At 69.3% G+C, this 14016-nt stretch carries 13 protein-coding genes; 9 read left to right on the top strand and 4 right to left on the bottom strand.

What is annotated here, in order from left to right:
- Positions 1-79: 79 nt before the first annotated feature.
- Positions 80-2230 carry a formate dehydrogenase subunit alpha gene (fdhF, locus tag DJ70_RS09945; RefSeq protein WP_094532554.1) on the bottom strand — a complete coding sequence of 717 codons (2151 nt, stop codon included), beginning with the start codon at positions 2228-2230 and terminating at the stop codon, positions 80-82.
- 136 nt (positions 2231-2366) lie between these two features.
- Between fdhF and DJ70_RS09940 the strand changes: the two genes are divergently transcribed.
- Positions 2367-2945: a hypothetical protein gene (locus tag DJ70_RS09940; RefSeq protein ID WP_094532505.1), complete on the top strand. Its 579-nt coding sequence runs from the start codon at positions 2367-2369 to the stop codon at positions 2943-2945.
- Between the two features lie 33 nt (positions 2946-2978).
- On the opposite strand, the gene DJ70_RS17415 is transcribed toward DJ70_RS09940, so the two are convergent.
- Positions 2979-3143, bottom strand: a complete 165-nt coding sequence (locus DJ70_RS17415; protein WP_179234030.1) for a hypothetical protein — start codon at positions 3141-3143, stop codon at positions 2979-2981.
- 200 nt (positions 3144-3343) lie between these two features.
- On the opposite strand from DJ70_RS17415, the gene DJ70_RS09935 reads away from it, so the two are divergent.
- The 7 genes from DJ70_RS09935 to DJ70_RS09905 all read left to right on the top strand — a co-directional run bounded on the left by DJ70_RS09935 (position 3344) and on the right by DJ70_RS09905 (position 10395).
- Positions 3344-4513: a glutathione-independent formaldehyde dehydrogenase gene (locus DJ70_RS09935; RefSeq protein WP_094532502.1), complete on the top strand. Its 1170-nt coding sequence runs from the start codon at positions 3344-3346 to the stop codon at positions 4511-4513.
- A gap of 90 nt (positions 4514-4603) precedes the next feature.
- On the top strand, positions 4604-4756 hold the full coding sequence (locus tag DJ70_RS17410) for a hypothetical protein (protein WP_179234029.1): 153 nt from the start codon (positions 4604-4606) through the stop codon (positions 4754-4756).
- Positions 4757-4841: 85 nt separating this feature from the next.
- Positions 4842-5849, top strand: a complete 1008-nt coding sequence (locus DJ70_RS09925) for a glycerophosphodiester phosphodiesterase (protein WP_094532496.1) — start codon at positions 4842-4844, stop codon at positions 5847-5849.
- 368 nt (positions 5850-6217) lie between these two features.
- Positions 6218-7405 (top strand): ABC transporter substrate-binding protein, encoded by a 1188-nt coding sequence (locus DJ70_RS09920; protein ID WP_094532551.1) that lies wholly within the window; start codon positions 6218-6220, stop codon positions 7403-7405.
- Positions 7406-7423: 18 nt separating this feature from the next.
- Positions 7424-8308 carry a carbohydrate ABC transporter permease gene (locus DJ70_RS09915; protein WP_094532493.1) on the top strand — a complete coding sequence of 295 codons (885 nt, stop codon included), beginning with the start codon at positions 7424-7426 and terminating at the stop codon, positions 8306-8308.
- 1 nt (position 8309) lies between these two features.
- Positions 8310-9218: a carbohydrate ABC transporter permease gene (locus DJ70_RS09910; protein ID WP_094532490.1), complete on the top strand. Its 909-nt coding sequence runs from the start codon at positions 8310-8312 to the stop codon at positions 9216-9218.
- A 1-nt stretch (position 9219) separates the two neighbouring features.
- The gene (locus DJ70_RS09905; RefSeq protein ID WP_094532487.1) at positions 9220-10395 is read left to right on the top strand and encodes an ABC transporter ATP-binding protein; all 1176 of its coding nucleotides are present in this window, start codon (positions 9220-9222) and stop codon (positions 10393-10395) included.
- Between the two features lie 2 nt (positions 10396-10397).
- Here the strand turns inward: DJ70_RS09905 and DJ70_RS09900 are convergent, their stop codons facing one another.
- Positions 10398-11564 (bottom strand): CobW family GTP-binding protein, encoded by a 1167-nt coding sequence (locus DJ70_RS09900; RefSeq protein ID WP_094532484.1) that lies wholly within the window; start codon positions 11562-11564, stop codon positions 10398-10400.
- Between the two features lie 165 nt (positions 11565-11729).
- Between DJ70_RS09900 and fer the strand changes: the two genes are divergently transcribed.
- A complete protein-coding gene (fer, locus tag DJ70_RS09895) occupies positions 11730-12392 on the top strand; it encodes a ferredoxin Fer (RefSeq protein WP_094532481.1) in 663 nt (220 codons plus the stop codon).
- Between the two features lie 42 nt (positions 12393-12434).
- Here fer and DJ70_RS09890 read toward each other — a convergent pair.
- Positions 12435-14016 (bottom strand): OB-fold nucleic acid binding domain-containing protein (locus DJ70_RS09890; protein ID WP_143421001.1); only part of this gene is annotated, 1582 nt, incomplete at its 5' end.

Here is a 14016-nt window from a genome sequence, read left to right as displayed (position 1 = left end):
CCCTTCTCGGGCACGGGTCAAGAGCGTTGGAGGTCGTTCCGGTCGCGTGAGAGCGGGGCCTCGAAGAGTTCGGGAGAACTCAGTCGTCGGCGGGCTCGGGGTCGTCGCCGGCCGGCTCGTCGCCGTCGGAGACGGTCACCGCGATGTCCGCGGCGGCGGCCTTGTACTCGGGGATCTTCGCGCGGTCGTCGAGCACGTCGTTCGTGAGCCGGTTCGCGGAGGCGGCCGCGAAGTGCGGCGTCGTCCAGACGACGCCCTCCTTGATGTCCTCCGTCACCTGCGCTCTCACCTCGATCTCGCCGCGCCGCGACCGCAGCGTCACGGTGTCGCCGTCCTCGATACCGTAGCGGTCGGCGTCGTTCGGGTGGACGTCGACGAAGTTCTCCGGATGCTGTCGCGAGAGCGTGGGCGAGCGCCGGCTCATCGTTCCCGTGTTGTAGTGCTCCTCGAGGCGGGCGGTGGTGAGGATGAGCGGGTACTCCTCGTCCGGCACCTCCGCCGGCGGCTGGTGGCGGACGCCCTCGATCCGACCGAGGCCGTTCTCGGTGTCGAAGGAGTCCTCGTAGAGGAACTGGTCGCCCTCGTCGCCCTTCTCGTAACAGGGCCAGTGGAGCCCTTCCTCGCCGAGACCGTCGTAGGTCATGCCGTGGTAGATCGGACAGACCTCACGCAGTTCCTCGAAGACGGCCTCCACGTCGTCGAAGCGGAACTCCTCCTCGCCGAAGAGGCGGCTGCCGACCTCCATCAGGATCTCGAGGTCGTGTTTCGTGTTCTCGTGGACCTTCTCGACGCCGCGCATCCGCTGGACGCGCCGGTCGGTGTTGGTGACCGTGCCGCCGCGTTCGGCCCACGTCGTCGCCGGGAGGACCACGTCCGCGAACTCGGCGGTCTCGGTCATGAAGATGTCCTGTGCCACCATGAACTCGAGCGACTCCAGCCGTTCCTCGACCACGTTGCCGTCGGGCTCGCTCATCACGGGGTTCTCGCCCATGACGTAGAGGCCGTGAACCGACTTGCCCGCCTCGTGGGAGATCTCGACGTTCGTGAGGCCGGGCTCGTCGGGCACCTCGAAGCCCCACACCTCCTCGACCGACTCGCGGGCCTCGTCGTCGTCGACGAGCTGGTAGCCGGGCAACACGTTCGGCATCGCGCCCACGTCGCTCGTCCCCTGGACGTTGTTCTGCCCGCGGAGCGGGTTGACGCCGGTGCCGGGCTTGCCGAGGTTGCCCGTGATCAGCGCGAGGTTGATCTCGTTTTGAACGTTGTCGACGCCGCAGGTGTGCTGGCTCATCCCCATCCCGGTGAAGATGGCCGCGTTGTTCGCCATCGCGTACTTCTCCGCGGCGAGCTCGATGTCCTCGAGCGGGACGCCCGCCTCCGCCGCGGCCTCCTCCTTGTCGAAGTCCGCGAGGGTCTCCTTCAGGTGCTCGAACCCCTCGGTCCGCTCCGCGACGAACTCCTCGTCGATCCACCCCGCGTCGGGCTCCGCCTCGTGTCTCTCGAGGATCGTCTTGAGCACGACGTTCAGGAGGGGGATGTCGGCGCCGGGGTTCAACTGGAGGTGCATGTGGCGGTCGGTCTCCTCGATGTCGAACGACCGCGTGGTCTTGTTGGCGTGGGGGTCGACCTGGATGACGGTCGCCCCCTCTAAGACCGCCTGCCGGAAGTACTGGCTGTTGGCGATCGGGTGCTGCTCGCCGGGGTTCGCGCCCTGGATCCAGAACACGTCCGCGGCCGCCTCCAAGTCCTCCATGCTGTTCGTCATCGCGCCCGCGCCGAGGCTGGTCCGGAGCGCCCAGACGGTGGAGGCGTGACACATCCGGGTACAGTTGTCGACGTTGTTGGTGCCGTAGCGGCGCGCGAGCTTCTGGAGGAGGTAGTTCTCCTCGTTCATCGTCTTCGAGGAGCCGTAAAAGCCCATGCCGTCGGGGCCGTGCGCCTCGCGGATCCGTTCCATCTCCGAGACGATCCGGTCGTACGCCTCCTCCCACGTCGCCTCGCGGAACGCGCCGTCCTCCTTTATCAGGGGTTCCGTGAGCCGGTCCTCGTGGTCGATCACCTGCGTCGCCGCGCCCCCCTTGATGCAGATCCGCCCCTCGTTGACCGGGGCGTCGCCCCACGGCCTGAAGTTCACGTCGCCGCGGTCCGCCCCCTGCTGGATCTGGATCCCGCAGCCCACGCCGCAGTACGGGCAGATCGTCTTCACCGCGTCGTCACTCTCACTGGACACGTCGATCACCCGCTCGAAGCGTGTTCATGTGTCATGATCTATCCCGCTAGTTCCATGAGTGTGTCGGTGGTTCCCGCGAGGCCGCTTCACGCGGCCGCACGGAAGCGTTAGGTGCCGGGCGGCCGACCGCGACGACATGACCCTCTCGCGAGCCGACGTCGAGGCGGCGCTGGAGGCGTATCGGTCGACGGAGCCGCTGTACGCCGTCGAGTCCGAGGCCGTCGAGACCATGCCCGACGCGTTCCGACGCGGCGAGTACGGCCGCCGCGACGCGCAGTGGGTGGTGCGGTGGTACGGTCGTCGGTACCTCGGCGACGAGCCGACGGGCATGGACCGGAGCCGGCGGGAGGACGCCTTCGAGGGAGCCGACTTCGAGACGGTTCGCGACGCGATCGCGACCGCGGTCGCGGCGGACCGGGAGGCGTACGGCGACGCGATCGACGCGCTGACCGCGCTGCCGGGCGTCGACCTCCCGGTCGCCTCGGCGTTCCTCGCGTTCGTCCACCCGGACCGGTTCGTCGTCGTCGGGCCGTACACGTGGGCGGCCGTACGCGACCTGACGGACCTCGCGGAGCCGTATCCGGACCCGCCCTCGATCGACGAGTACGACGGCTACCTCGCGGCGTGTGACGAACTCGCGGACCGGTACGGGATCGACCCGTGGGAGGTATACATGCTGGTCTGGCGGCGTCGAGCGGCCGGCGACGGCCCGTGATCCGGTCACAGGAACCCGCCCCCGGCGGCCGTCTCACGCCCTGAGCCACGCCTTCGGGTGGTCCTCCCGGAGGTGTCGCTGGTAGGCGGCGATCAGGTCCGGGTAGGAGTCGGCGACGGCGTGCCACCCGCAGTGGTCACAGCCCCGTTCCACGGCGTCGTCGCCGGCCCGGACGTAGCCGCCCCGTCGATAGGTCACCGCGGATCCCACTCGATGCGTGTGCGAGTCATTCGATCACGTACTGGGGCCGAGCGGGTTTGAACCTCTCGGCGGAGGCGTCCGACGCACGCCGCCCGCCGCGAATAATGATTACTATCGATCGTGATGGAATTGTTAAGCCTAATTGACCTGTAAATAGACTTACGTCACGTGGTGCCCACTGTTCTCATGGATCACTCATGAAGGCAGTCGTGTATCAGGGACCGTACGAGGTCGCCGTCGAGGACGTGGAGGAACCGGAGATCGAGCACCCGAACGACGTGGTCGTGGACATCACGACGTCGTGTATCTGCGGGTCGGACCTCCACATGTACGAGGGCCGAACCGCGGCCGAGGAGGGGATCGTCTTCGGCCACGAGAACATGGGGATCGTGAGCGAGGTCGGCGAGGCCGTATCGACGCTCGAGGCGGGCGACCGCGTGGTGATGCCCTTCAACGTCTCCTGCGGGTTCTGTCAGAACTGCGAGGAGGGGTACACCGGCTTCTGTACCAACGTCAACCCCGGCTTCGCGGGCGGCGCGTACGGCTACGTCGCCATGGGGCCGTATCCCGGCGGACAGGCGGAGAAGCTCCGCGTCCCGTACGCGGACCACAACGCGCTGAAGCTGCCCGAGGGCCGCGAACACGAGGACGCGTTCTCGCTCCTCGCCGACATCTTCCCGACGGGCTGGCACGGCACCGAGCTGGCGGACCTCCAGCCCGGCGAGTCGGTCGCGATCTTCGGCGCGGGCCCGGTCGGCCTGATGGCCGCCTACAGCGCCAAGATCAAGGGCGCGGCGGAGATCTACGTGGTCGACCAGGTGCCGAGCCGGCTCGAGCTGGCCGAGGAGCACTGTGACGCCCACGCGATCGACTTCTCCGAGGGCGACCCGGTCGACCAGATCATCGAGACGCACGGCGGGATGGTGGACAAGGGCGTCGACGCGGTCGGGTACCAGGCGACCGACCCCGACGACGTCGACACCGAGACGGAGGACTACTCCTATCAGCCCGCCAAGGAGAACCCGGCGGTCGTGATCAACAACCTGATCCGGGTCGTCCGGCCGACGGGCCAGCTCGGCATCCCCGGCCTGTACGTGCCCGAGGATCCCGGCGCGCCCGACGACATGGCCGCACAGGGGCGGCTCGGCATCGACTTCGGGAAGTTCTTCGAGAAGGGGCTGAAGTGCGGGACCGGCCAGTGTAACGTGAAGGCGTACAACCGGTACCTCCGCGACATGATCATCGAGGGGCGCGCCGACCCGTCCTGGGTCGTCTCCCACCGCGTCGACCTCGAGGAGGCCCCCGAGATGTACGAGGCGTTCGACGCCCGCGAGGAGGGCGTCACGAAGGTCCTGCTCGAGCCCTGAGTCGGCCGCCGCGTCCGCTCGACGACGCACCGTTCTCCCGTTTTTTCGACGCCGCCAACGCTTATGCCCGACCGGCGCGTTCGCCGACACGTGTGTCAATACTGTAACTGGGCGTTCCACGACGGGTGGGGCGAACTGCTCCAGTACGACGAGGTGTACCAGTCCGCCGTCGGCGCCGAGACGGAGTCCACCCACGGCTTCCACGAGGACTGGGACGAGCTCCAGGCGGAACTCGGGATCTGAACGCGCCGCGACCGTACGTCCCGGTACGGACCCCTCGGGAGAGTTCATAGCAGCCCCTATGCCCGCGACGCGACAGCCACGACGCATGACCCGATCCGACGACGACTCGCCCGCCGACGCTTCGTCCGCGACCGCGAGCCGACCTCGCGCGCGGCGGCGAGCCCTCCTCGCGGGGACCGCCGGCCTCGCCGCGACGGGCGCGCTCGGCCTCGCGTACGCCGACGGCGGGATCCCGGCGGACGCCTTCGAGCCGCCCGAGCCGGGAGCCGACGGCGACCTCACGCTCATCGCACACCGGGGATTCGCCGGCGAGAATCCCGAGAACACCGTCGCCGCGGCCGCCTCGGCCGCGGGCCGTGACGTCCCGGAGCCCCGTCGGGCGGATCTCGTCGAGGTCGACGTCGTCCCGACCGCCGACGGCGACGTCGTCGCCTTCCACGACGACCGGCTCGCGGGACGTGCCGGCGGCGCGCTCGGGCTCACCGACGCCGAGGGGGTCGTCTGGGAGACGGACACCGGCACCGTCACCGACGCCGAGGTGCTCGGCAGCGGCGAGACGGTCCCGCTCTTAGGGGAGCTGCTCGCGGCGGTGCCCGCCGACGTCGGCGTGAACGTCGAGTTGAAGAACCCCGGCCGCGCCGACCTGCGCCCCGGAGAGACGCTCTCGGGGGAGGTGTTGGCGGAGCGGACCGCGGCCTGGCGACCGTTCGTCGAGCGCGTGTGTTCGGTCCTCGACGAACACGACAACGCGGTCCTCCTCTCGTCGTTCTGTGAGGGCGCGCTGGCGGCGGCCCGCGAGGCCTCCTCGTACCCGGTCGCGCCGATCCTGTCCGGGTCGGTCGAGGACGGCCTGGCGATCGCCCGCGAGCACGACGCCGAGGCGGTCCACCCGCCGATCGACCTCGTTCGGGGGACGCCCATCGCCGCCGACGGGGGAACCGGGGGCGTCGACCTCGTCGAGACCGCCCACGCCGAGGGTCGCGCGGTGAACGTCTGGACGGTCGAGACGTGGTACGAGGCCCGGTGGCTCGCGGCGGTCGGCGTCGACGGGGTCATCGCCGACTACGCGGGGCTGCTCGATCGCCGGCCGTGATCGGACGGAGGAGAGTCTCGATCCGGGCGGTCGCGCTCGGCCGAGACGGCCGCGACCGGAGGAATATATACCGCTCCGTGGGACTCGAACGGGGCCGTACCGCTCCGATCGGTCGGTGTCGCTTCCATCGCTCCGTAGGGCTCGGATTCGTCCGTAGACCTCTTAGCAGAGGCTTTTAGTCGGCTTTCGTCACCTTCGGTCGCATGACGTCGAACACCGACGCGACGCGCGGGATCTCACGCCGAGACACGCTAGCCACGACCGGAGCGGCGCTGGCCGCGGCGACCGGGCTGGCGGGCTGTACGGGTGGAGGCGGGAGCGGAGCGGAGTTCTCGCCGGTCGCAGAGGAACTCACGGCGTGGCACGCCATGGGCGGCACCAACGGCGAGACGCTCGACTCGATCGCGGCGAGCTTCGAGGACGAACACGGCATCGCGGCGAACATGGAGTTCCAGGACTCCTACGAGAACGTCCTGACGAACACCCTCGCGGCGTTCGACTCGGGGAACGTCGCGGACATGTTCCAGGTCGACAGCCTGTTCGCCCAACAGGTGTTCGACACCGACCGGGTCCGACCGGTCGCCGAGATCCTCCCCGACGGCTTCGACACGGACGTCTTCCTCGACAACGTGACCGAGTTTTTCACCGTCGACGGGGAGCTCGCCTCGCTCCCCTTCAACAACTCGAACGCGATCATGTACATCAACCGCGACGCCTTCGAGGAGGCGGGGCTCGATCCGGACGACCCGCCGAGCACGCTCGCGGAGGTCCGGTCCGCCTCCGAGACGCTCGTCGACGAGGGCGTCACCCAGTACGGGATCACCTGGCCGAACCACGTCTGGTTCGTCGAGACGTGGTACGGCTTCGAGGGAGAGCTGATGACCGACGCGGAGAACGGCCACGCGGGCGACCCCTCGACGTTCTACACGCCCGACGCCGTCCACGACCTCTACGAGTGGTGGAAGGGGATGGCCGACGACGGCCTCTACACCAATCCGGGGATCGAGGCGTGGGGCGAGGCGACCTCGCTCTTCATCGAGGAGGAGGCCGCGATGGTCCTCACGAGCACGGCGTCGGTCGCGGGGCTGATCGCCGACTCCGAGGACTTCACCGTCGACGCCGCGCCGTATCCCGGAATCAGCGACACGCGAGTCGGGCCGGTCATCGGCGGGGCGTCCTTCTACGTCCCCGAGGGACTGCCCGACGACCGGTACGAGGAGATCGGGCGCCTGCTCCGGTACATGGCCCAGCCCGACGTCCAGACGACGTGGCACAAGGGGTCGGGGTACTACCCGATCACCCAGCCGTCCGTCGACTCGCTCCGGGAGGAGGGGTGGTTCGAGGAGAACCCGATGTACAACGTCGCGCTCCGGCAGCTCCGGAACGGCGACGCCTCCGATCCCGCCACGAAGCGGGCGCTTCTCGGTCCGGCCCGCAACGTCCAGACGGTGATCCAGAACAAGTCGGTCGACGTCATCAACGCCGACGACGTCGGCTCGGAGATCGAGGCGATGAAATCGGAGGTCGAGGCCGTCCTGAGCGACTACTACGAGTGATCGAGGTCGATCGAACCGATGTCCACACGAGAGATATTCGACGGCCGGCTGGAGGCGGCGCTGCTTCTCGCGCCCACGGCGATCGTCTCCGCCGTCTTCCTGTACTATCCGACCGCGCTCGCGTTCCGGACCAGCTTCTTCGAGTCCGGCTTCGGCCGCGCGCCGGAGTTCGTCGGGCTGGAGAACTACGTGTCGCTGCTCGGGAACCCCGAGTACCACTCCAGCGTGCTGATCTCCGTGGTCTTCGCGGCGATCGTGGTGGTCGGGGTGATCGCCGTCTCGCTGTACCTCACCTTCCTCATCCACGAGGTCGACGCCGGACAGGGCTGGTACCTGATCTCCGTGATCTGGCCGTACGCGTTGCCCCCCGCCGTCGGCGCGCTCGTGTTCCTGTTCATGGTTCACCCGACGCTCGGCGTTCTCACCGGACCGATCGAGGCGCTCGGGATCGAACTCGACTGGTTCAACGACGGGCCGCAGGCGTTCGTCGTGGTGGCGCTCGCGGCGATCTGGAAACAGATCGGCTACAACGTGATCTTCATGATCGCGGCGATGAAGAACGTCCCGGACGCGCTCACGGAGACCGCCGAGATCGACGGCGTCGGGCGGCTCCGGCGGCTCGTCTCGGTGTACGTCCCGATCATGACGCCGACGCTGTTCTTCCTCGTGATCATCGACACGATCTACGCGTTCTTCGGCACGTTCGCGTTCGTCGACCTGCTGACGAGCGGCGGCCCCTCGAACGCGACGAACGTTCTGATATTCGACCTCTATCGGGAGGCGTTCTCGTTTTTCAACTTCGGGACCGCCTCGGCGAAGTCGGTCGTGTTGTTCCTCGTGGTGGCCGTCCTGATGGCCGTCCAGTTCAGACTGACCGAGGAGTACTCCTACTACGGTGCCTGAGATGACGGGCGCGATCCAGTACGCGAAACGGCGGTTCGAGTCGGCTCGTGCGGCGCTCGGCCGCGGGGCGGGGACGGAAACGACCGAGTCGACGGCGGACCTCGGCGCCGCCGGGGTCCACGTCCAGCTCTGGCTCCTGGCGGGGCTCGTCCTCTTTCCGATCCTCGTCGCGGTCGTCGTGAGCACGAAACAGCAGGGGATCGTGACGAGCCTGCCCGACCTGCTGCCGGGGACGTACGCGGTCGAGAACTACCGCGAGGCGATCGTCGACTACGGCTTCGCCCGGTTCATGTGGAACTCGCTTCTCATGTCGGTCGTCGTCGTCGTCGGCAAGCTCGTCGTCTCGGTGCTGGCCGCGGTGGCGATCGTCTACTACCGGGTTCCGTACAAGGATCTCGTGTTCCTCTTCGTCCTGTTCACGCTGCTCCTGCCCGTCCCGGTCCGGTTCGTCCCGCTGTTCCAGCTGATGAACGACCTCGGCTGGAGCAACAGCCTGCTCGCGATCACGGTGCCGTACATCGCGAGCGCGACGACCGTCTTCATCCTGCGACAGCACTTCCTCTCGATCCCGACGTCGATCGTCGAGACGGCCAAGCTGGACGGGGTGGGGCCGCTGAAGTTCACCCTCCGCGTGCTCGTCCCGATGTCGCGCGGCGTCCTCGTCGGCGTCTCGATCATCATGTTCGTCTACGCGTGGAACCAGTACCTCTGGCCGCTGGTGATCATCGACTCGGAGGCGAACCAGGTCGCGCAGGTGGGCTTACAGCTGCTTCAGGGCGACGTTCAGGGCGGGCAGCTCTCCTGGTCGCTCGTGATGGCCGGCTCGGTGCTGACGCTTCTGCCCCCGCTGGCGCTCATGATCCTCTTCCGGAAACCGCTCCTGGAGACGTTCGCGATCCAACAGAAATGACATGACCACGATAACCCTAGAGACCCTCAGCAAGGAGTTCGACGACGTCGTCGCGGTGAACGGGATCGATCTGACGGTCCGGGACGGCGAGTTCCTCGTCGTCGTCGGCCCGAGCGGCTGCGGAAAGAGCACGACGCTCCGGCTGCTCGCCGGGCTCGAGACGCCGACCGACGGCGAGATCCGCATGGACAGCCGCGACGTCACCGGCGCGGAGCCGAAGGACCGGAACGTCGCGATGGTGTTCCAGAACTACGCGCTGTACCCGCACATGACGGGGCGGCGCAACATCACGTTCGGGATGAACGCCGCCGGGTCGTTCACCGACGAGGAGATCGACCGCCGGGTGGCGAAGGCGGCCGAGACGCTCGACATCGCCGACCTGCTCGATCGCAAGCCGCAGGCCATGTCCGGCGGGGAGCGCCAGCGCGTCGCGCTCGGCAGGGCGATCGTCCGCGACCCGGACGCGTTCCTGATGGACGAGCCGCTCTCGAACCTCGACGCGAAGCTCCGGATCCAGATGCGCGCGGAGCTGACGCGGCTTCACGCCGAGCTCGGCACGACCACGGTGTACGTCACCCACGACCAGACGGAGGCGATGACCCTCGGCGAGCGCGTCGTCGTGATGGACGACGGGCGGATCCAGCAGGTCGACCCGCCGCAGGCGCTGTACGACTTCCCGACCAACCGCTTCGTCGCCGAGTTCATCGGCGACCCGGCGATGAACATGATCGACGTGGAGCTCGAGGGGGGCGCCGCGGTCCACGACGCCTTCCGGATCCCGCTACCCGCGGGGAGTGCCGAGGGCGAAACCGGAGCCGGGACCGAACCGCTCGCCGACCCGGACGCGGGCGGCCGTCGGCACGCGGTCCTCGGGATCCGCCCCGAGGACCTCCACCTGGCCCGCGAGCGACCCGACCTCGGGGAGACGACGTTCGACGCGACCGTGGAGGTCACGGAGCCGCTCGGCGACAGCCTCCTCGTCCACTGCTCGATCGGGAACGAGACGGTCAAGATGGGAGCCGAACCGCGATCCTCGCTCGAGCCGGGCGGAGCCGTCTCCGTGGGTTACGACCCGGAGCGGCTCCACCTCTTCGATCCGGAAACCGGCGAGGCGTTCTACCACTCCGCGACCGCGACCGCCCCGGCCGACCGGGCCGAGCCGGTCGTGACCGACTGAGTTCAGATCGGGAAGACGTCCTCGGCGGTCCGGTCGTCGCTCCCGTCCGCGACGCTCCCGGCCGTCAGATCGTCGAGCTCCGCCCGCAGCCGGGGTTCGTCCATGCCCTCGCCGATGAGGACGAGTCGCGTCCGGCGGTCGTCGTCGGGATCCCACTCGCCGATCGGACCGGCCTGGACCGACGGACCGGCCTGGCTCACGCCGATCACCTCGTCGGAGCCCGCGACGGCGACGAACCCCTTCGCGCGGATCACGGCGCCGTCCCAGTCGTCGAGCCAGTCCGCGAACGCCCCCGGCGCGAACGGGTCGTCGCTCCGGTAGACGAACGAGTCGACGCCGTGGGCGGCCGCCGCGCCCTCCGTGTGGTCGTGCGGGTGGCCGCCGCGTGCCCCCTCGCCGCCGTGTGCGTGACCGTCGCCGTCGCCGCCTTCCGCCTCGCTCTCGGCTATCGCGCGCTTCCAGCCCGCCGAGCGCCTCGCCTCCTCGAAGTCGAACCGCCCCGTGTCGAGCACGCGCTCGGGGTCGACCTCGGAGTAGGTCGTCCGGACCCGCTCGGCGCGGGGGCCGAGCCGCTCGGCCACCGACTCGATCCGGTCCAGCACGTCGTCGGGGACCATGTCGGTCTTGTTCAACAACAGGACGTCACAGAACTCGATCCCCTCGACGAGCACGTCGGCGAGCGGCCGGTCCGCGTCCGCCCCGGCGTTCCCGCCGCCCGGCAGGTCCGCGCCCGCGTCGAACTCCTTCCAGAAGCCGTACGTGTCGAGGACGGTCACCGTCGTGTCCAGCCGGAACCGCTCCGTCGGATCGATCGCCGAGTCCTCCGTCCCCTCGAGGAACGCCCGCGCGACCGGGATCGGCTCCGAGATGCCCGAGGACTCGACGAGGAGGTAGTCGAACTCGCGGGAGTCCGCGAGCGCGGTCGCCTCCGTCAACAGGTCGTCCTGGAGCCGACAGCAGATACAGCCGTTCGAGAGGTCGATCACGCCCTCCTCGTCGTTCTCGCGCGCGATGAGCTCCGCGTCGACGTTCACCTCGCCCATGTCGTTCAGGATCACGGCGATCCGCCGGTCACCGGGGGTCTCCAGCAGGTGGTTCACGAGCGTCGTCTTCCCGGCGCCGAGGTACCCGCTGAGGACGGTGACGGGGATCCGCTCGTCGCGTGGCATGGCTACACGTACCCAACCGTGCCGAGGGTATGAAACGATCGATCGGTCGGATCTCCGGGCGGACACGACACCCGCGGCGATCACGTAGCATATCCCTCGGGATACCGGCGGCGGGCGACGGTTGTGAGACGTTTATGTGTCTCGATCGGGTAGATCCGACACCGGATGGTCTCCCCGTTCGACGTGTTGAATCTCGACGAGGACGCGGACGACGCCGACGTCGAACGGGCCTACCGCGAGCGCGTGAAGGAGGCACACCCCGACACGGGCGGGTCGGTCGAGGAGTTCCAACTGGTCAGACGCGCCTACCGGGAGCTCTCCGAGCGCGACCTCAACGGCTCGGGACCGAACGGCGCCGACGGACCCGACCCGGCCGACATCGACCTCACCGAGGGGGAGGGAACCGGCTCGATCCGGGTGGAGTTCCTCGATTACGAGGCGGTCGCCGACCGCGGCTGGGACCTCGCCGACGCCGACCTCTTCGCGAAGGCCGCCGACGCCGACCTCGCCCCGGCGGACCACGGCCGCCTCCTCGTCGAGCCCGACGAGAGCCTGCTCGAGGCCGCCGAGAACCGCGGCTTCTCCTGGCCCTTCTCGTGTCGCGGCGGCGCGTGTGCGAACTGTGCCGTCTACCTCGTCGAGGGCGAGCTCTCCCAGCCCGCGAACCACATCCTCTCCGAGGAACACGCCGAGCGCGGCTTCCGGCTCTCGTGTAACGGCTACCCGCTCTCCGACGAGCTGAAGGTCGTCTTCAACGTCAAACACCTTCCCGAACTCGACGAGCTCCGGCTGCCCCCCGGCCCGTTCCGGCGGGCGACCTCGGAGTGAAAGCCGCGGCGTGACGGGGACCGACGACGGGCGACGGTCGGCCTAGAACTGCTCGGCGATGGCGGCGACGACGGCGTCCTCCACGGCGTCGCGCTCGCCGGAGAGGAAGCCGATCTTCCCCTCGCGAAGGCCGGCCGTCGAGACGTCCGCCGCGGGGGCGATCTCGTCGGCGCGGGCGGCGATCTCCCGCACCGAGAGGTCCGCGGTCGACCGGACGTACAGCTCGTCGGTGCCGATGCCGACCGTCGCGAACGGGTCGCCGTTCGCGTGCCGACGGTGGAGGTCGTCCAGGAGCAGGGGCGTCGGCGGGAAGTCGAACCGGTGGGTGTACTCGTCGGTGTCGAGGAGCGCGAACTCGACGCCGTCGACGGACTCGGTGACGACGTTCGCGCTCGCGGTCTCGAGCTCCGTCTCGAGCTTCTCGCGGAACTGCTCGGAGACGTGCGCGGCGAGGTCGCCGCCGTCCTCGAACAGCAGGTCGGCGATGAGTTCGCGTTTGTCCTGGTACGACTGGTAGTACGCCTCGAGCGCGACCGCCTCGCGGAGCTCGGCGATCCGTTCGCGGTCGTAGCCGGCGTCGCGCGCGAGGTCGACGTAGCGGTCCGGCGCGTCGGTCCAGTAGCTCACGGCGGGCAGGTGAACGAGGTCCGAGCGGATCTCGTCGTTGACCGCGGACGCGAGCGACGCGACGAGCGCACCCGTCGAGAGGTCGTCGTCGACCGCGGCGAGCTCGGGCGACACGAGCGTGTCGACCTGCTCGCGCGTCTCGGGGTCCGCGACCGCGGCGTCGACGACGACCGCCTCCACGTCGTAGACGGAGAGCAGGTCGAGCCCGTCGGCGGACTCGACGGTCGAGCCGGTGCCGACGAGGAGGAAGAGCGGGAGCTTCTCGTCGTGCCGGTCGCGGTCCTGGAGCATGCGGGTGACGTCGTTCGTCGCCGCGTCCATGTCGTACACCGGCTCCTCCGTCGGCCGGCGGGTGAAGTAGTGGTACTCCGCGTCGCTCTTCGCGTGCTCGTCACGGATGAGCGGCAGCACGGCCCGCTCGACCGCCGCGCCGGCGACGTAGCCGTCGGCGGTGGCCGGGTGACGCACCACGATCGGCCGCGACTCGAGGACCGCCCGTCGGACGGCCTCCGCCGCGTCGAGCAGTCCCTCGCCGAGTTCGGCGACCGCCTCGTCGCCCGCGAGCGGCTGGAGGCCCTCGGGTCGGGCCTTCGCGGTGAGCGCCTCGGCGAGCCGGCGGCGGACCGCCTCGGCCTCCTCGCCCTCGAGCACCGCGAGCGCCTCGGTCTCGACCTGGATGTCGCCGCGGCGGCGCTCGACCTCGCCGTCGATCCGGATCGCGTCGCCGATCTCCACCTCGGGGTACGCCCGGACGCCGGGCTCGACGAACGCGGCGGCGTCGACGACGCCGGTCGCGTCGCGGAGCTCGAAGATGGTCGGCCCGCCCGTCTGGCGCGTGCTCACGACCTCGCCCTCCAGCCGGACCGTCTCGCCGACGAGATCGGGAAGGGCCTCGACGTCGACGCGCTCGTACTCCGCGTCGTCGGCGTCGTCGGTCTGGTCGGCCTCGTCGGCGTCGTCGGTCTGGTCGGCCTCGTCGGCGTCGTCGGTCTGGTCG

Origin of the sequence: Halorubrum halodurans (assembly GCF_002252985.1) — an archaeon.
GTDB classification, from domain to species: Archaea; Halobacteriota; Halobacteria; order Halobacteriales; family Haloferacaceae; genus Halorubrum; species Halorubrum halodurans.
This window is presented reverse-complemented; position numbering and strand designations above follow the sequence as displayed.

Bases quoted from the DNA above. Each gene is read 5' to 3' on its own strand.
- fer (WP_094532481.1), top strand. From the start codon at position 11,730: ATGGTCTCCCCGTTCGACGTGTTGAATCTCGACGAGGACGCGGACGAC.
- DJ70_RS09925 (WP_094532496.1), top strand. From the start codon at position 4,842: ATGACCCGATCCGACGACGACTCGCCCGCCGACGCTTCGTCCGCGACC.
- DJ70_RS09905 (WP_094532487.1), top strand. From the start codon at position 9,220: ATGACCACGATAACCCTAGAGACCCTCAGCAAGGAGTTCGACGACGTC.
- DJ70_RS09915 (WP_094532493.1), top strand. From the start codon at position 7,424: ATGTCCACACGAGAGATATTCGACGGCCGGCTGGAGGCGGCGCTGCTT.
- DJ70_RS09900 (WP_094532484.1), bottom strand. From the start codon at position 11,564: ATGCCACGCGACGAGCGGATCCCCGTCACCGTCCTCAGCGGGTACCTC.
- DJ70_RS09935 (WP_094532502.1), top strand. From the start codon at position 3,344: ATGAAGGCAGTCGTGTATCAGGGACCGTACGAGGTCGCCGTCGAGGAC.
- DJ70_RS09920 (WP_094532551.1), top strand. From the start codon at position 6,218: ATGGGCGGCACCAACGGCGAGACGCTCGACTCGATCGCGGCGAGCTTC.
- DJ70_RS09940 (WP_094532505.1), top strand. From the start codon at position 2,367: ATGACCCTCTCGCGAGCCGACGTCGAGGCGGCGCTGGAGGCGTATCGG.
- DJ70_RS09910 (WP_094532490.1), top strand. From the start codon at position 8,310: ATGACGGGCGCGATCCAGTACGCGAAACGGCGGTTCGAGTCGGCTCGT.